General features: G+C 61.9%; 18 protein-coding genes. 10 read left to right on the top strand and 8 right to left on the bottom strand.

The annotated features are described in order from the left end of the window. Positions 1-5: 5 nt before the first annotated feature. Together arsC and arsH are read right to left on the bottom strand one after the other, a co-directional pair. Positions 6-425, bottom strand: a complete 420-nt coding sequence (arsC, locus tag ACZLIF_RS00875) for an arsenate reductase (glutaredoxin) (protein ID WP_005407581.1) — start codon at positions 423-425, stop codon at positions 6-8. Beyond that, positions 422-1,162 (bottom strand): arsenical resistance protein ArsH, encoded by a 741-nt coding sequence (gene arsH, locus ACZLIF_RS00870; protein WP_005407580.1) that lies wholly within the window; start codon positions 1,160-1,162, stop codon positions 422-424. Before arsH ends, arsC begins: the two co-directional genes overlap by 4 nt. A 40-nt stretch (positions 1,163-1,202) precedes the next feature. Here arsH and ACZLIF_RS00865 point away from each other — a divergent pair, with 40 nt between their 5' ends. The 5 genes from ACZLIF_RS00865 to ACZLIF_RS00845 are packed head-to-tail and all read left to right on the top strand — an operon-like array spanning position 1,203 to position 5,213. Beyond that, the gene (locus ACZLIF_RS00865; RefSeq protein ID WP_005407579.1) at positions 1,203-1,517 is read left to right on the top strand and encodes an ArsR/SmtB family transcription factor; all 315 of its coding nucleotides are present in this window, start codon (positions 1,203-1,205) and stop codon (positions 1,515-1,517) included. A 25-nt stretch (positions 1,518-1,542) separates the two neighbouring features. Further along, positions 1,543-2,034 carry an arsenate reductase ArsC gene (locus ACZLIF_RS00860; RefSeq protein ID WP_005407578.1) on the top strand — a complete coding sequence of 164 codons (492 nt, stop codon included), beginning with the start codon at positions 1,543-1,545 and terminating at the stop codon, positions 2,032-2,034. Between the two features lie 20 nt (positions 2,035-2,054). Continuing rightward, positions 2,055-3,113 (top strand): ACR3 family arsenite efflux transporter, encoded by a 1,059-nt coding sequence (arsB, locus tag ACZLIF_RS00855; protein WP_005407577.1) that lies wholly within the window; start codon positions 2,055-2,057, stop codon positions 3,111-3,113. Between the two features lie 3 nt (positions 3,114-3,116). Further along, entirely contained in the window at positions 3,117-4,103 is a 987-nt protein-coding gene (trxB, locus tag ACZLIF_RS00850; RefSeq protein ID WP_005407576.1) for a thioredoxin-disulfide reductase, read from the top strand. A 24-nt stretch (positions 4,104-4,127) separates the two neighbouring features. Beyond that, on the top strand, positions 4,128-5,213 hold the full coding sequence (locus ACZLIF_RS00845) for an ArsO family NAD(P)H-dependent flavin-containing monooxygenase (protein ID WP_054170680.1): 1,086 nt from the start codon (positions 4,128-4,130) through the stop codon (positions 5,211-5,213). On the opposite strand, the gene ACZLIF_RS00840 is transcribed toward ACZLIF_RS00845, so the two are convergent. From ACZLIF_RS00840 to ACZLIF_RS00830, 3 genes are all read right to left on the bottom strand, one after another. Beyond that, positions 5,174-5,707 carry an arsenate reductase ArsC gene (locus tag ACZLIF_RS00840; protein ID WP_005407573.1) on the bottom strand — a complete coding sequence of 178 codons (534 nt, stop codon included), beginning with the start codon at positions 5,705-5,707 and terminating at the stop codon, positions 5,174-5,176. The two genes, ACZLIF_RS00845 and ACZLIF_RS00840, sit on opposite strands and share 40 nt — an antisense overlap. A 107-nt stretch (positions 5,708-5,814) precedes the next feature. Beyond that, positions 5,815-7,293, bottom strand: coding sequence for a SulP family inorganic anion transporter (locus ACZLIF_RS00835; protein WP_005407572.1), 1,479 nt, complete (start codon positions 7,291-7,293; stop codon positions 5,815-5,817). Positions 7,294-7,799: 506 nt separating this feature from the next. Further along, the gene (locus ACZLIF_RS00830) at positions 7,800-8,093 is read right to left on the bottom strand and encodes an ArsR/SmtB family transcription factor (protein WP_032965477.1); all 294 of its coding nucleotides are present in this window, start codon (positions 8,091-8,093) and stop codon (positions 7,800-7,802) included. A 171-nt stretch (positions 8,094-8,264) separates the two neighbouring features. Here ACZLIF_RS00830 and ACZLIF_RS00825 point away from each other — a divergent pair, with 171 nt between their 5' ends. The 5 genes from ACZLIF_RS00825 to ACZLIF_RS00805 are packed head-to-tail and all read left to right on the top strand — an operon-like array spanning position 8,265 to position 11,285. Further along, positions 8,265-9,206 (top strand): MBL fold metallo-hydrolase, encoded by a 942-nt coding sequence (locus ACZLIF_RS00825; protein ID WP_005407570.1) that lies wholly within the window; start codon positions 8,265-8,267, stop codon positions 9,204-9,206. Further along, on the top strand, positions 9,203-9,643 hold the full coding sequence (locus ACZLIF_RS00820) for a YeeE/YedE family protein (RefSeq protein ID WP_032965470.1): 441 nt from the start codon (positions 9,203-9,205) through the stop codon (positions 9,641-9,643). Before ACZLIF_RS00825 ends, ACZLIF_RS00820 begins: the two co-directional genes overlap by 4 nt. Continuing rightward, positions 9,640-10,071 (top strand): YeeE/YedE family protein, encoded by a 432-nt coding sequence (locus ACZLIF_RS00815; protein WP_005407569.1) that lies wholly within the window; start codon positions 9,640-9,642, stop codon positions 10,069-10,071. The genes ACZLIF_RS00820 and ACZLIF_RS00815 overlap by 4 nt, the downstream gene beginning before the upstream one ends. Further along, on the top strand, positions 10,068-10,505 hold the full coding sequence (locus ACZLIF_RS00810; RefSeq protein WP_054170679.1) for a protein tyrosine phosphatase family protein: 438 nt from the start codon (positions 10,068-10,070) through the stop codon (positions 10,503-10,505). The genes ACZLIF_RS00815 and ACZLIF_RS00810 overlap by 4 nt, the downstream gene beginning before the upstream one ends. 18 nt (positions 10,506-10,523) lie before the next feature. Continuing rightward, on the top strand, positions 10,524-11,285 hold the full coding sequence (locus ACZLIF_RS00805) for a sulfite exporter TauE/SafE family protein (protein ID WP_100051439.1): 762 nt from the start codon (positions 10,524-10,526) through the stop codon (positions 11,283-11,285). A gap of 72 nt (positions 11,286-11,357) precedes the next feature. Here ACZLIF_RS00805 and ACZLIF_RS00800 read toward each other — a convergent pair whose 3' ends face one another. From ACZLIF_RS00800 to ACZLIF_RS00790, 3 genes are all read right to left on the bottom strand, one after another. Then, on the bottom strand, positions 11,358-12,656 hold the full coding sequence (locus tag ACZLIF_RS00800) for a DUF2254 domain-containing protein (RefSeq protein ID WP_232282010.1): 1,299 nt from the start codon (positions 12,654-12,656) through the stop codon (positions 11,358-11,360). A 95-nt stretch (positions 12,657-12,751) separates the two neighbouring features. Then, the gene (locus ACZLIF_RS00795) at positions 12,752-14,731 is read right to left on the bottom strand and encodes a BCCT family transporter (RefSeq protein ID WP_005407565.1); all 1,980 of its coding nucleotides are present in this window, start codon (positions 14,729-14,731) and stop codon (positions 12,752-12,754) included. A gap of 51 nt (positions 14,732-14,782) precedes the next feature. After that, positions 14,783-15,880, bottom strand: a complete 1,098-nt coding sequence (locus ACZLIF_RS00790; RefSeq protein ID WP_478462260.1) for a hypothetical protein — start codon at positions 15,878-15,880, stop codon at positions 14,783-14,785. Between the last annotated feature and the right edge of the window lie 128 nt (positions 15,881-16,008).

The raw sequence follows: 16,008 nt of genomic DNA, 5'->3' as shown, positions 1-16,008 counted from the left end.
TGGGATCACAGCGTCGAGCTTCCGGGGTGCCCGGTCACCAACTCTCCATCCTCCTTTCGGAATGGTCCGGGCAGCGGCGGCAGGATCTCCAGCACCACTTCCGAAGGCCGGCACAGACGAGCACCCCTATCGGTTTGTACGAAAGGACGATTGATGAGTATCGGGTGCGCCAGCATCGCATCAAGCAGCGCGTCGTCGCTCAGCGCTGCGTCGCCTAGCCCGAGTTCGTCATACGGCGTTCCCTTCTGCCGGATGGCATCGCGCACGCTCAACCCCGCCGCCGTAATGAGCTCGACCAGGCGCGCACGGCTGGGTGGGTGGGCCAGGTAGTCGATCACGTCCGGTTCGATCCCGGCAAAGCGGATCAGCGCCAAGGTGTTGCGTGAGGTTCCGCACTTGGGGTTGTGATAGATGACAGCGTTCAAGCACTTTCCTCCTGGTTCAAAACGGTCTCCACTACGCCTGCAGCGGCCGCCAGCGCCGCCGTCTCGACGGCCCCTTTGCGTTCGCTGTAACGGTCCACCAGGTAGTCACTGCGCCCGCGCACCAGCAGGGTGAACTTGACCAGTTCCTCCATTACGTCCACCACGCGATCGTAATACGCCGAAGGCTTCATTCGACCGTCGTCATCGAACTCCTGCCAGGCCTTGGCCACCGAGGACTGGTTGGGAATTGTCACCATCCGCATCCACCGGCCGAGCACGCGCAGCGCGTTGACCACGTTGAACGACTGGGAACCGCCGCAGACCTGCATCACTGCCAGCGTACGGCCCTGGGTGGGGCGCACGCTGCCCTCTTCGAGCGGCAGCCAGTCGATCTGGTTCTTGAACACCGCCGTAAGGGTGCCGTGGCGTTCCGGGCTGACCCACACGTGTCCTTCCGACCACAGCGAGGCCTGGCGCAGCTCCTGCACCTTGGGGTGAGTGGCCGGCACCGAGTCAAGCATCGGTAGCTCATGTGGATCAAAGAGGCGGGTTTCCGCCCCAAGCTGCTCCAGCAGCCGCTGCGCCTCCAGCGCCAGCTTGCGGCTGAACGACCGCGGCCGCAGCGACCCGTACAGAATCAGGATGCGTGGCCGGTGTGGCTGCGCGGCCGGATCGTTGAGCTTGGCGGCCGTGGGAATGTCCATGGCACCCGGGACCACGTTGGGGATCTGCTGCACGGGGGTTGTCCTGTCATTTTGCTTCGATTATTCTAGAATCATGGAACATAAGAACGCAACCCACGCCCTGGCAGCCCTCGGTCATGCCACCCGCCTGTCGATCTTCCGTCTACTGGTTCAGGCTGGCAGCGCCGGCAAGCTGGCCGGCGACATTGCCCAAGCCCTCTCTTTGCCTGGCGCCACGCTCTCCTTCCACCTGAAGGAACTGCTGGCTGCGGGACTGATCAGCGCCGAGCAACGTGGCCGGACCATCTGCTACCGGGCTGAGTTCGTGGCGATGAACGAGCTGGTGGCCTACCTCACCGAAAACTGCTGTGCCGACGAACAGGCCTGTGAACGCCCCGCAGGCTGCTGACCCCCATATCCCAGAGATCGCCCAAATGACCCGTCGTGTTCTGTTCCTTTGTACCGGCAATTCCGCGCGCAGCGTGTTGGCCGAATCGACCCTGAAAATGTGGGGCGAAGGTCGCTATCAGTCCTTCAGTGCAGGCAGCCAGCCAGCCGGTCGGGTCAATCCGTTCGCCATTGCCCAATTGCAGCGCGAGGGCTTCCCGGTGGAGGGCCTGCGCAGCAAGTCCTGGGACGAATTTGCCGAAGCGGATGCTGCTGCCATGGATCTGATTGTCACCGTGTGCGACAGCGCGGCCGCTGAGGCGTGCCCGGTTGTGTTTGGCGATTTCGTGCGCGTGCACTGGGGCCTGTTCGACCCGGCCGGTGTGGAAGGCTCGGATGCACAGAAGGCTGAAGCGTTCGACCGGGCACATCAGATCATCAAGGCCCGGCTGAAGGCCTTCCTGGAGATTCCTGACGGGGCATGGGATGACCGTGAGTCTCTCAAGGCCCAGCTTGATCCGATTGCGCAGATCCACTGACCGTCTTCCCGGAAAACCCCATGACCACTGACACCTCCCGCCTGTCGTTTCTGGACCGGTACCTGACGCTTTGGATCTTCGCCGCCATGGCGCTCGGCGTCTGCCTGGGCGCGATGTTCGAAGGCGTGCCCAGCGCGTTGAACAGCCTTTCCGTGGGGTCGACCAACATCCCGATCGCCATTGGCCTGATCCTGATGATGTACCCGCCGCTGGCCAAGGTGAAGTACGAGGAACTGCCCACCGTCTTTGCCGACAAGCGCGTGCTGATGCTCTCGCTGCTGCAGAACTGGATCGTGGGCCCGTTCCTGATGTTTGGCCTGGCCGTGCTGTTCCTGCGCGACTACCCCGAGTACATGACCGGCCTGATCCTGATCGGCCTGGCGCGCTGCATCGCCATGGTGCTGGTGTGGAACCAGCTGGCCCGCGGCGACGGCCAGTACGTGGCCGGCCTGGTGGCATTCAACTCGATCTTCCAGATCGCGCTGTTCAGCGTCTACGCGTGGTTCTTCCTTTCCTGGTTGCCGCCGGTGTTCGGACTGCAGGGCAGCGTCATCGATGTCAGCGTCTGGACCATCGCAGAGGCGGTTCTGATCTACCTGGGCATCCCGTTCCTGGCCGGTTTCCTCACCAGTCGATGGCTGAAGGCGCGCAAGGGCGTGCAGTGGTATGAAGAGAAGTTCCTGCCTGCCATCAGCCCGATAACGCTCGCCGCACTACTGTTCACCATCGTGGCGATGTTCAGCCTGAAAGGCGGTGACGTACTGCGGATTCCCATGGACGCGGTGCGCATCGCGATCCCGCTGACGTTGTACTTCATCATCCAGTTCGTCATCAGCTTCTTCATGGGCAAGCTGATCGCCAAGGATTATCCACGCACCACTGCGATCGCGTTCACCGCGGCAGGCAACAACTTCGAACTGGCCATCGCGGTAGCCATCGCGGCCTTCGGCCTGGCCTCGCCGGTCGCCTTCGCCGCCGTCATCGGCCCGCTGGTGGAAGTGCCGGTACTGATCCTGCTAGTCCATGTCGCCCTGCGGCTGGGCAAGCGCTACTTTCCTGCCGACGCACGGAGCCGCTGAGCCATGAGCACCACCCGACACATTCCATTGCTGATCCTTGGTTCCGGCCCGGCCGGCTGGACCGCCGCTGTCTATGCAGCCCGCGCCAATCTAAACCCGGTGGTGATCACCGGCCTGCAGCAGGGTGGCCAGCTGATGACCACCACCGAGGTGGACAACTGGCCGGGTGACGCCCATGGCCTGATGGGCCCGGACCTGATGGCACGCATGCAGGCCCACGCCGAGCGCTTCGAGACCGAGGTGATCTTCGACCACATCCACACCGCTGACGTGTCGCAGCGCCCGTTCAAGCTGATCGGCGACAGCCACGAGTACACCTGCGATGCGCTGATCATCGCCACCGGCGCCACCGCTAAGTACCTGGGCATTCCGACCGAAGAGGCCTTCAAGGGCCGCGGCGTCTCCGCCTGCGCCACCTGTGACGGCTTTTTCTACCGTGACCAGGACGTGGTAGTGGTGGGTGGCGGCAACACGGCCGTGGAAGAGGCGCTGTACCTGTCCAACATCGCCCGCAAGGTCTACCTGGTCCACCGCCGCGACACCCTGAAGGCGGAAAAGATCATGCAGGACAAGCTGTTCAAGAAGGTGGCCGAAGGCAAGATCGAAACCGTCTGGCACCACCAGGTGGAGGAAGTGCTGGGCAACGACGCCGGCGTGACCGGTGTGCGCGTGAAGTCCACCCTGGACGGCGGCACCCGCGACATCGATGCCCACGGCTTCTTCGTGGCCATCGGCCACCACCCGAACACCACCCTGTTCGATGGCCAGCTGGCGATGAACAACGGCTACCTGGAAATCCGCTCCGGGCTGGGCGGCAACGCCACCCAGACCTCGGTGGAAGGCGTGTTCGCCGCAGGCGACGTGGCCGACCAGCACTATCGGCAGGCCATCACCTCCGCCGGCTTCGGCTGCATGGCCGCACTGGATGCCGAGCGCTATCTGGATGCACTTAAGATCTCCGATCAACAGCAGCACAGGAACGCCGCCTGAGTGCAGAGATGTGAGGAATTCCAGATGGACAGCGTCGATGTGGTGGTGATCGGAGGTGGGCAGGCGGGTCTTTCGGCTGGCTACTTCCTGCGTCGCAGCGGGCTGTCCTATGTGATTCTTGATGCTGAAACGTCACCTGGTGGGGCGTGGCAGCATGCGTGGAAATCCTTGCATCTGTTCTCGCCGGCGGGCTGGAGCTCGATTCCCGGTTGGCCGATGCCCGCCACCCGGGAACCGTACCCTTCGCAGGCGGAAGTGCTGGACTACCTCACGCGCTACGAGCACAAATATGCACTGCCCGTCGTCCGTCCCGTGCAGGTGGAACGCGTCAGTCGTTCGGGAACCCGGCTGCTGGTGGAAGCAGATGACGGCCGACAGTGGCATACGCGTGCAGTGATAAGCGCCACAGGTACCTGGCGGCATCCCTACACGCCCGACTATGAAGGTATGGACGCATTCGGCGGCGTGCAGCTGCACTCGGCCCACTACAGCCATCCTGGATCCTTTGCCGGAATGCGCGTGGCGATCATCGGCAGCGGCAACTCAGGGGCACAGATTCTGGCCGAGGTATCAAAGGTGGCCGACACCACTTGGATCACCCAGGGCAAGCCAGCCTTCCTGGCCGACGATGTGGACGGGCGCGTTCTGTTCGCACGCGCAACCGAGAAGTGGAGGGCCCAGCAGGAAGGCCGCGAACCGGATGTTCCGCAGGGTGGTTTTGGCGACATCGTCATGGTGCCGCCGGTGGTGGATGCACGGCGCCGCGGTGTACTGGTCTCCATGCCGCCACCCGTCCGTTTCACCGCCACCGGCATGCAGTGGGCAGATGGCAGCGAACGCAACTTGGACGCCGTGATCTGGTGCACCGGCTTCCGGCCGGCGTTGTCGCACCTGGAAGGAATGGGCATGGTCAACGCCCTGGGTCGGATCGACGTGGATGACACCCAGGTCCGTTCGGTCGCAGCGCCATCGGTCTGGCTGCTTGGCTATGGCGACTGGAATGGCGCAGCGTCGGCCACGCTGATCGGGGTGACCCGATACGCGCGCGAGGCAGTAAGGCAAATCAGCGACTACGTTGGGGCTTTTTCTCCGCTGTCATCTGGCGCGTGAGCCTCGGCGCCATTGCCCAGCGCCCGCACCTGCGATTGCAGGGTCATGCGGTCCAGCGCTTCAGGCTTGAGCGCCAAGAGCAAGCCGAGACGATGCTGGAGCTGGTGAAGCGTGCTCAGGAACGCCTTGTGGACCTGCTCCGCGCTGCCCTGTACTGCAGCCGGGTCGGGGATACCCCAGTGAGCCGTAACCGGGTGACCTGGCCACACTGGACACGCTTCACCCGCTGCGCGATCGCACATGGTCACGATCAGATCCATCTGTGGTGCTTTCGGACCTGCGAATGCCTCCCACGGCTTGCTCGACAGCCCGGCAACGTCGAAGCCAATCTCCGAGAGCACCTGCAGGGCCACTGGATGAACTACGCCCTTGGGATAACTGCCGGCACTGTAAGCGCGGATACGTCCGCGCCCTAAATGGTTGGCTAGTGCCTCGGCAAGAATGCTGCGCGCCGAGTTGCCTGTGCAGAGGAACAGAACATTCAGGGTACGCATACCATCGCAACTATTTATCTAGAACAATCGAAGTATTACCTTCCCATATGTCAGTTCGATGACCGCCGGAAAGGACGCGGGCACCTTTCGGTGCCCGCTTCGCTCATTCAATGACCCGACGACAGCGCGGTGCCTGGCGTACGGTGCTTTCCCAGGCGATCAACCAAGGTCTCACTTGCATCGTTGAGACCGAACACTTCAACGGTCGCGCCGTGCTCGCGCAGCTTCATCACTACCCTGTCGAGCGCATCAACGGCGGTCAGGTCCCAGAAGTGGGCGTCCTTCAGATCGATTTTGACGTTCTTGGGGACATCCAGATAGTTGAAGCTGCTCACGAACTGTCCGGCAGACGCAAAGAACACCTGCCCCCTCACAACGTAGACGCGCGAGTCGATGTCGACCTGGGTGTCGTCGATGCTCAGCATCTTTCCGACCTTGCGGGTGAAGAACACGGCCGACAGGACCACGCCTGTCAACACGCCCTTGGCAAGGTCGTGGGTAGCCACGGTCACGATGACCGTCCCAATCATCACAATTGAAGAGCTCTTGGGATGAACGGCCAGCTCGCGCAGCGAGCGCCAGCTGAAGGTTCCGATGCTGACCATGATCATCACCGCGACCAGTGCGGCCATTGGAATCTGACTCACCAGGTTTGACCCATAAACAACGAGGAGGAGCAGAACCACGCCGGCCACCAGGCAGGAGAGACGGCCTCGGCCACCGGAAGTGATGTTGATCACCGACTGGCCGATCATTGCACAGCCTGCCATGCCCCCAAAGAAGCCCGTTACGGTGTTAGCCAAGCCTTGGCCCGCACATTCGCGATTCTTCTGGCTCGGGGTATCGGTCATGTCTTCGACGATCTGCGCGGTCATCAGCGATTCCAACAAGCCAACGACCGCCAAAGTCGCCGAAACCGGCAGCAGGATCTGGAGTGTCTCCCAGGTGAATGGCACGTCCGGAATCAGGAACGACGGCAGGCTGTCAGGCAGCGCCCCCATGTCGCCTACGGTGCGTACCTGGAAGCCGAAATACATGGAAGCGGCCGTAAGAACCACGATCGCCACCAATGCCGAAGGAACGGCTTTGGTCAGCAGCGGCAGCAGGTAGATGATTGCCAGACCCACAGCACAGATCGCATACACCATCCACGGCATGCCGATGAGCTCGGGAAGCTGCGCCATGAAAATGAGAATCGCCAGTGCATTCACAAATCCGGTCACCACCGAGCGCGACACAAAGCGCATCAGCGAGCCCAACCGCAGGGCGCCGGCCAGCATCTGCAGCACGCCGGCCAGGATGGTGGCGGCAAACAGATACTGGATGCCGTGCTCGCGCACCAGCGTAACCATCACCAACGCCATGGCGCCGGTCGCAGCCGAGATCATGCCAGGGCGGCCACCGGCGATGGCGGTGATGACGGCGATGCAGAACGAGGCATACAAACCTACCTTTGGGTCGACGCCGGCGATGATGGAAAACGCGATTGCCTCAGGAATCAGGGCTAGCGCAACGACGATGCCCGACAGCAGGTCACCACGGATGTTACCGAGCCATTGCTGGCGCAGGGGATAAATTGCAGACATAGGAAATGATCTCCGCGCACAGCCGTGCGCGCCAAACGAAAGAAACAGGCACCCTTCCAGACCTAAGTGTCTGGATCGCTTCTTCAATCAAGCGTCAGGGTGGAGTCATCGCTAGCCGATCCGTTAGGTATTTGACGGTCTATTGTAGGCCAGCATAGCGCCTGAGGGGAAATCCGGCATTGCGGTCGCCTCGGTGCATTCTCAAGGGTAGCTTCCCAGATCCCAAGATCATTTCGCAGGCGAGGTCGACAAGCTGGTAGGCAGTTGATCAGACTGAATTGAGCTCTGACCGAATCGCCAAAGAACAGGTGGACATTCGCCGCGGGTCCTATGTCCCGCTATCGGCCATAAGCAGACATCCACCCCATCCCTGATAAACATCCCTAGGCCGCAGCAGACCTCAAGCCTGCTGCGGTCAATTGGTTTTGGGGCAGACTACGCCAATGGCCTAAATTCCCCTAGGTCAGTGAGTCTAGCCCGTCCCTTCTAGGACGCCTTGGGCCACTTCAAGTTGATGCATCGTCCGCACAGAAGATCCCATGCATCGCGCCCAGCAGTGCTGCAACGCGCGGGTCTGCCATGCGGTAGATGATCGACCGCGATTCCCGCCGGGTCGCTACAAGCTTTCGTTGGCGGAGTTCGCCCAGTTGCTGGGAGAGCGCCGGCTGTCGAATGCCAGTTGCGTCCTCAAGTCCGCCCACCGTCATTTCACCTTGCGCGAGCTGGCATAGCAGCAACAGGCGCGAGGGGGTGGCCATGAAGCGCAGCAACTCGGCCACTTCGGGTACGCGCTCCTTCATCTTGGCTAGGTCAGACGGGCTGAATGGGGGGCTGGTCACAGGCAATGGCAACTTGGGTGGCTGAGGTGATGCGAACACCATGGGTAACCCGTTCAATCTAGCATGTTTCCATAGTTGCACCTATTACGTAACTATGTAATTCTCAGGCCGCGAAGCCTCCTGGAGCCAGTCATGATCCCATCTGTAGCGATAGACGCCCCCCTGGAGCAGGCTGTGCGTCTAGTCAGCGATGCGCGTGCCGGCCTGCTTCCCTCGCCTTCCGTGAAGACGTTCTTTGATCCTGCTACGTTCACTGCCAGCCACGTCGTACGCGATCCAACTTCTTCAGCGTGCGCCGTCATCGACAGCGTCCTGGACTTCGACATGGCCGCAGGCCGCACGTCCACTTCCTCCGCATCGGCGTTGGTGGACTACGTGCGTGCCGAGCGCCTGCAGGTGCAATGGCTGCTGGAAACCCACGCGCATGCCGACCACCTGTCCGCGGCTCCATGGCTGCAGGAGCAGGTGGGAGGCGCACTGGCTATTGGCGAACACATCACCGCAGTCCAAGAAACCTTCGGCAAGGTCTTCAATGCCGGTACTGCATTCAAGCGGGATGGCAGCCAGTTCGATCGCCTGTTCGCCGACGGTGCCTCCTTCCGAATCGGTAATCTGCAGGCTATGTCGCTGCACGTGCCAGGCCACACTCCCGCTTGTCTGGCGTACGTGATCGGCGACGCCGTGTTTCCTGGAGACACGCTGTTCATGCCGGACTACGGCACCGCCCGATGCGACTTTCCAGGTGGTTCGGCTCGCCAGTTGTATCGCTCGATCCAGCGCCTGCTGTCCCTGCCCGACGCCACCCGCGTATTCCTGTGCCATGACTACAAAGCCACCGGCCGGGACCATTTCGCATGGGAAACAACCATCGGTGCCGAAAGGACAACAAACATGCATGTGCACGAGGGCGTGAGCGAAGCCATGTTTGTGGAACTGCGGGAGGCTCGTGATGCCACGCTTCCGATGCCACGGCTGATCCTGCCGTCAGTGCAGGTCAACATGTGCGCCGGCCATCTGCCCGAACCCGAGGACAACGGCGTGCGCTACCTCAAGCTGCCGGTGGACCTGCTATGACGCTCTCTCATTTGGCCTGGTATTGGCCGCTCGCTGGCGGTGCCATGATCGGAACAGCGGCCGGTGCCTATCTGGTCCTTCTCGGCCGCGTTGCCGGCATCTCGGGTCTGCTTGCCAAGACACTGGGCATGCCGGGTGACGGCGGACGCGGGAGTGCAGCCCTGTTCATGGCAGGACTTGCCGTGGCGTCAGGCTTGGCATTGGCGGCCAGGCCCATACTATTGCCGGCGCTCTCCGCAAACGGAGCAGTGGTATTGGTGATTGCCGGACTGCTGGTGGGTTACGGAACTCGCCTTGGCGCTGGCTGTACCAGTGGGCACGGTGTCTGCGGCCTGGGCCGGGCATCGCCGCGGTCGGCGATGGCTACCTGCGTGTTCATGCTCATGGGCATGGCTACGGCGACCCTGGTACGGATTGTGGCGGGAGGCACGGCATGACCCGTCTCGCCGCGTTCCTGTGCGGCGCACTCTTCGGACTGGGACTGGTCGTATCCGATATGGCCAACCCAGCCCGCGTGCTTGCTTTCCTTGATGTGAGCGACGCCTGGGACCCTTCTGTGGCGCTGGTCATGCTGGGCGCACTGATCCCATCCAGCGCAGCCTACTTGTGGATACGCGCCCGCAGAACGCCGCTTCTTGCCGCATCGCTGCACATTCCCACCCATCGCATCATCGATCGGCGCCTTGTGATCGGTGCGGCGATATTCGGCCTGGGTTGGGGACTGGCCGGAGTGTGTCCCGGCCCTGCCATCGCGTTGCTGGGAACCGGCCAGCCCTTCGCGATCATCTTCACCACGGCAATGATCGCAGGCGTGATCCTGCATGGCCTCATTCATCGCCCCACTGCAACTACGGGACAACCATGAACCTCAAGCCACTCTCTGCCAACCTCAAGGTATCCGGTCAGCTCCTGCCAGAGGATATTGAAGCTCTGAAGGAGCAGGGCTTTGCGAGCGTGATCTGCAATCGGCCCGACGACGAACAGCCGGAGCAGCCCAGTCACCATGCGCTGCAGGCTGCCTGCCATCAGGCGGGCATGCAGTTTGCCTATCTTCCCGTAGTGCCTGGTGTCATTACCGATGATCAGGTGCATACCTATGCCAAGTTGATCGACACGCTGCCACGCCCTGTTGCCGCGTACTGCAGAACCGGCACCCGTTCTGCGATGCTTTGGGCGCTGTCGGAAGTCGTTCACAATGGAGCGGCGTTTGCCCACGTCCTGTCTGTTGCTTCGGATGCAGGCTATGACCTTTCTTCCATCGCAACACGGCTGCAGCAAGGCCCGGCGTCCGGCGACTGACATATGGAAGCGCTATCTCTGCTGCAGTTGGTTCTGGGCGGCCTGGCTGGCGTCCTGGTCGGCTTCGTCCTGGGCGTGGTCGGTGGGGGCGGATCCATCCTGGCGGTACCACTGATGCTCTACGTGGTCGGAGTGGAAAATCCGCATGTGGCAATCGGCACCAGCGCCCTGGCAGTAGCGGTCAATGCGGTGTCGAATCTGGTGATACATGCTCGTAGAGGGAATGTTCGTTGGCCCTGTGCCTCGGTCCTCGCCTTGGCGGGGGTCGCGGGCGCATACCTGGGTTCCAGCTTGGGCAAGGCGGTCGACGGCAAGAGGCTGCTGGCGCTGTTTGCTGTGGTCATGGTCATTGTCGGCATCGCCATGCTTCGCAGGCGCAACACGCCTGGATTCGCGGACGCTCGGCTCGGCAGACGCAACGCGCCCGCACTGATTGGGCTGGGCGCCACCGCCGGCGGGCTTTCCGGCTTCTTTGGCATTGGCGGAGGTTTCCTTATCGTGCCCGCACTGGTGGCCGCGACGGGCATGCCGATGATCGCCGCAGTCGGAAGCTCGCTCGTCGCCGTCGCCGCATTTGGCATGACCACCGCACTAAACTACGCGCATGCAGGTCTGATCAACTGGAAGCTCGCGGCAGTGTTCGTCGTTGCCGGCATGGCTGGCGGTACTGCAGGAGCAGCAACTTCGACGAAGCTTGCCAGCTATCGTGGAGCTCTGAACACGGTATTTGCAGTACTGATCTTCATTACTGCCGCATACATGCTGTGGAAGGTGAGCTGACCGGATGTGTTCCAGACCACAGCCGAGCACTGATAGCCAGCGCAGCGCTTCAAAGGCATTGATAGGAAGATACTACGAATGTTGGTCCACATCTTCCAGAGTCAAATAAGATGCGACGGCTCGAAGCGCCTTGCGATCAGCTTCGAAATCCATGGCCAATAGGCCGCGCTCCAACGCAATGCGGGCATGCGCCTGTGATGCGACTCTTGTCGCTTCATTCGAGGACCCTGCCAACGCTACGAAGGCCTTCTGCAGCCGGATATTGACCTCCAGCGAGCCGGCCGCATCCCTGCAGATTGGTGTGAATGCATCCTCGAACATGTCGCGGACATCGAGGCACTGCACGTGCACACGCGGATAGAGCACATCACACGTCGCAGCGTCCCCGGTGTGGCTGGCCCATGCACAGAGCAGCCTGACACAGGTCCCGATGACGTCGATGCAGGTGCCAGGGTCGTTCACTGCAGGTGACATGGCTCGCTGGGCAATTTCCGCAAGCACGACCAGCCCGAAGCGTGGGTCATTCTCGATGGAGCGCGAGTCACTGAAGGAAATGGCTGAGATCACTTCACTCTGTACGTCTGGAAGTGGATTCCCCTCGATGGCTATCAAGGGACGGACCGGAGTTGCGAACGTACCCGGCTGGCAGAGCAGATGAACGCGCAGATCATGTTCCTGTGCAATGCCGTCGATCCGGCCGACGTCCACATGTTCAACGTAGGCAACCTGATCGCCAACCAGCAGTACCGCCCCCTCCCCTACCGGGACCGCACTGGCTCCGCCGAGCCGAGGCTCCTCGGCGCGGCGCTTCATTGCCGCTTTGGTCGCCCGCTCCACCAGATCGATGGTTTCGCCAACGCGGCCAAAGCGTGAGAACTGCTCGATAGCCCTGAGCAACGTCACTGTGATGACGATGATGACCGCGATGGTTGCCCCGAACAGGACAAGCCGGCCGCTGTCTCCGTAGATGCCGGTGCTGAGCGCGATGAGGCCCACGATCGAGAACAGGAAGGCACCAATGAAGGTGGCCAGCGCACCTTGGGCCCGTGTGTCTTCGATCAGCAGGCGGGCCGCGCGCGGGGTGGCGCTGCTGGACGCGGACCCGTATGCGGAGACCATGGTGGACAGCGAGAAGGTGGTGACCGTCAGCATCGACGCGGCAAGAATGCCAAGAATGTTACCGACGGAATCTGCGCCGATCCGTGCAGCAAGGCCGGCGGGAATTAGGAACTTCAGGAACGCGCCGGCCAACGCCGTGATGATGCCCAGGGCGCCATACAGTGTCGAGCGGAACCACATCCGCTTGGTAACTTTGCTGGCTGCAAGCCTCAATCTGGTAAGCATTGGCCACTTCCTGTGCAGTTCGACCATCAATAGCACGGTCGGGCGCCGAGGCCACGTCAAGGCAGGGTCATGCCCGACCCAAGGCAGATGCCGCTCCTCTGGGGGGCATCTGTGTGCGGATTCTACGAGCGCACCTTGTCCAGGAACTGACGGTGGCGCTCGTACTGATCGAGCACATCGTGGATGAGTTGAACTTTGGTCCACCCCATGACGTCGTAGTCCTGCCCGCCCTCCCGCAGATAGACCTCCGCTCGGTAATGACGGGTACCCTCGCTGACCGGCCGACGGGGATCCTGCAGGGCGAACGTCGGCGGCTCATAGGGCTGGGGCCGTACGGAGTAGAAGAAGTCCATCTCCTCGCCATGGCCAACCTGCAGCCACGCACGACCATCCCCCCCTTTGGAGACCTGCACCGGCAGATCCTGCTTGCGCAGCTCAACCGCAACCTCTTCCAATGCTGGGATGACACGCTGCTCGATGAAGCCGGTCACCTCGATCTTCAACGGGTTGTGCGCCAGCAGGCGCAGGCGCGCCCGCCAATCCTCGCTGGTGCCCGGCAGGATACGTGCCTCCCGCAGGATCGAGCGCTTGGTGGCATCCAGATGCATGGCCTTCAGCAGTCCCCAGCACATCAGGATCATGACGATCGTAAATGGCAACGCGCTGGCAATGGTGGCAGCCTGCAACGATTCCAGCCCGCCAGCCACCAGCAATGCAATCGCCAGGCCGCCGACCAGCAGCGCCCAGAAGATCCGCTGCCAGACCGGTGATTCCTCCTCACCCTTCGAGGTAAGCATGTCGATTACCAGGGCACCGGAGTCCGCTGAGGTTACGAAGAACAGCGCAACCAGGATGACCGCCAGCGAAGAGGTCAGCATGGTCAGCGGCAGGTGCTCCAAGAACTCGAAAAGCGCCATCGAGCTGTCGGTTGAGACCGCCTGCACCAACTGCTGGATGCCCTCTGCCCGCACCATCTGCAACGCGGTGTTGCCGTAGATGGTCATCCACAGGAATGTGAAGCCAAGCGGCACAAGCAACACCCCCACCACGAACTCACGGACGGTGCGTCCACGTGAGATGCGCGCGATGAACATGCCCACGAAGGGCGACCACGCAATCCACCAGCCCCAGTAGAACAGCGTCCAGCCACCCAGCCAACCCGTGGGTTCGTAGGCATAAAGGTTGAAGGTCATCGAGAACAGCTGGGAAACGTACATGCCGGTGTTCTGCACCAGTGCCTGCATCAGGTGCACGGTAGGTCCACAGACCAGCACGAAGGCCAGCAGCGCCGCCGCCAGGATCATGTTGAGCTCGGACAACCTGCGCACGCCGCTGTCCAGGCCAGCCACGACCGAGCCAGTGGCCACTAGTGTGATGACGGTGATCAAGCCAACCTGAGCGAGCGTACTGACCTCCAGGCCGAACAGGTAGTTCAGGCCGGCGTTGATCTGCATGACGCCCAGGCCCAGCGAGGTGGCCAGCCCGAAGATGGTACCCAGCGCGGCAAACGTGTCTACGGCATGTCCCAAAGGGCCGTGGATACGGTCGCCGATGAGCGGATACAACGCGGACCGGACACGCAGAGGGAGATTGTGCCGGTAGGCAAAGTACGCCAGCGACAGCGCTACCACTGCGTAGATCGCCCATGCGTGGATGCCCCAGTGGAAGAAGGTGATGCGCATGGCCTGGCGGGCAGCGGCGGCCGACTCGGGCGAACCGACCGGCGGCGTGGCGTAGTGCATGATGGGCTCTGCAACGCCGAAGAACATCAGACCGATGCCCATGCCGGCAGCGAACAACATGGCGAACCAGGAGCCGTAGCTGTAGTCCGGCGTACTGTGGTCAGGGCCGAGCTTGATGCGGCCGTAACTGCTGATGGCGACGCCGACGACGAAGACCAGGAAGCCGGCCACTGCAAGGATGGTGAACCAGCCTGCATCATTGGCAGCCCATGACTTCGCCGCGGTGAACCACCGCGTCGCCGTATCGGGCGCGATGGCAGCAAGCGCTAGCAGCGCGATGACGATGGCTGCCGTGGGAATGAACACCTGCGGAAGAATCCGCTGGCGAACGGGGGGATGTTGCGGAGCCGTGCTCTGCATGGATACCTCCGTGTTATTGGGTGAAATAGCCTCGGGCTTGCGCGAGGCCGATCAGAAGTAGAAGCCGATATTGAGGTTCAGCCGCGAATGCCAGCTGGAAGGGCCTCCTTCGTCGATGCTGATACCATCACCACCAGCAAACCACATGTTGCGGCCAGCGATCCAGTCGACATAGGTGAGCATGATGCCTTTCTGCAGGCTGCAACCGGTCACGTTCTGCCACGAATCAAGAAGGCCCGCGCGGTGCCCGACCGGGCGGGTCATGCTGAGGTTGTTATAGCAGGTGATGTCATCCAGCCAGCCCTTCTGGCCGAACGAATAGGCGATGTTGGCGCTTGGCACATCCGCCTGCGCTGCAACCTGGAAGGGGGATTGGAACGCCGACATTGCGATGCGATCTCCGGGTACGTCATACCGGTACCGCGCCCACTGCAACTGCGCGGTCCAACCATCGCGCTGCCACTGTGCATGGAGGGCCGCGCCCTGATGACCGTAGTGACGCCGTGTCTGAGTGTTCTGCACCTTGCCAGCAAACGCCGACGCGCCCAGCAACAGTTCGCCGCCGCCCCAGTCGCGCGCGCTCTCCACGCGTGCATGCAGTCGTTGCCGCTCGCGATACGGCAACGCCTCGGTCTGCGCGACATCAAAGGAGTAGCGATCGTAGCGAGCCCCGGACCCGTATTCGTCTCCGGAGAACCAGCCAAGATGCCAGGTTGTGCTGCCGCTGCGGTGAATCACTACAAGGCCCGGATCGTAATCATCCTCGATGCCCAGGTAGTAGCCGGAGCCGAACCAGAAACTCTGCGAAACGGTAGGGAGCAGCCCGAACGGGACTTGCTGGATACCTGCCTTCAGCTGGGTAGCATCGGAGAACTGCCAGCCCGCGTACGCGTGATGCACGGCGTCGAAACCATCGTACCAGCGGTACTGGGCAGAGAAGGAAAACGGTCCGGTTCCAGCGTCAAGATCTGCATGCATCAGTTCAAGCTGCAGGCGGCTGGTCGGCCCGTAGTCGAGCCAGCCATAGTTGAATCTGACGGCGCCTCCTGGATCAAAGTAAGGATCTCTATGGAGGCTATCCTCAGAAGCATCTGCAGCCAGCGAAGTTCCCGCCAACGCGGCAGCGACAATGAAGGGAATTGATCTCACGGTTGTGCGCGTTGCCTCCCTGATTTGCTACGGAAAGCGCTTGAGTCTAACGTCGATTCATCCAATGCCTCAAACAGGCGATCTCAAAGAACTCCTGGCGACGCCACAGCAATCACTCACGGCTCGTC

The sequence above is a fragment of the Stenotrophomonas sp. 2201_Sma genome (genome assembly GCF_056486685.1).
Note: the sequence above shows the minus strand (reverse complement) of the source record. Positions and strands in the feature narration are given on the sequence as shown.

Coding starts and splice junctions, on each gene's coding strand:
- ACZLIF_RS00865 (WP_005407579.1), top strand. CDS start 1,203: ATGGAACATAAGAACGCAACCCACGCCCTGGCAGCCCTCGGTCATGCC.
- ACZLIF_RS00860 (WP_005407578.1), top strand. CDS start 1,543: ATGACCCGTCGTGTTCTGTTCCTTTGTACCGGCAATTCCGCGCGCAGC.
- arsB (WP_005407577.1), top strand. CDS start 2,055: ATGACCACTGACACCTCCCGCCTGTCGTTTCTGGACCGGTACCTGACG.
- trxB (WP_005407576.1), top strand. CDS start 3,117: ATGAGCACCACCCGACACATTCCATTGCTGATCCTTGGTTCCGGCCCG.
- ACZLIF_RS00845 (WP_054170680.1), top strand. CDS start 4,128: ATGGACAGCGTCGATGTGGTGGTGATCGGAGGTGGGCAGGCGGGTCTT.
- ACZLIF_RS00840 (WP_005407573.1), bottom strand. CDS start 5,707: ATGCGTACCCTGAATGTTCTGTTCCTCTGCACAGGCAACTCGGCGCGC.
- ACZLIF_RS00835 (WP_005407572.1), bottom strand. CDS start 7,293: ATGTCTGCAATTTATCCCCTGCGCCAGCAATGGCTCGGTAACATCCGT.
- ACZLIF_RS00830 (WP_032965477.1), bottom strand. CDS start 8,093: ATGAAGGAGCGCGTACCCGAAGTGGCCGAGTTGCTGCGCTTCATGGCC.
- ACZLIF_RS00825 (WP_005407570.1), top strand. CDS start 8,265: ATGATCCCATCTGTAGCGATAGACGCCCCCCTGGAGCAGGCTGTGCGT.
- ACZLIF_RS00820 (WP_032965470.1), top strand. CDS start 9,203: ATGACGCTCTCTCATTTGGCCTGGTATTGGCCGCTCGCTGGCGGTGCC.
- ACZLIF_RS00815 (WP_005407569.1), top strand. CDS start 9,640: ATGACCCGTCTCGCCGCGTTCCTGTGCGGCGCACTCTTCGGACTGGGA.
- ACZLIF_RS00810 (WP_054170679.1), top strand. CDS start 10,068: ATGAACCTCAAGCCACTCTCTGCCAACCTCAAGGTATCCGGTCAGCTC.
- ACZLIF_RS00800 (WP_232282010.1), bottom strand. CDS start 12,656: ATGGTCGAACTGCACAGGAAGTGGCCAATGCTTACCAGATTGAGGCTT.
- ACZLIF_RS00795 (WP_005407565.1), bottom strand. CDS start 14,731: ATGCAGAGCACGGCTCCGCAACATCCCCCCGTTCGCCAGCGGATTCTT.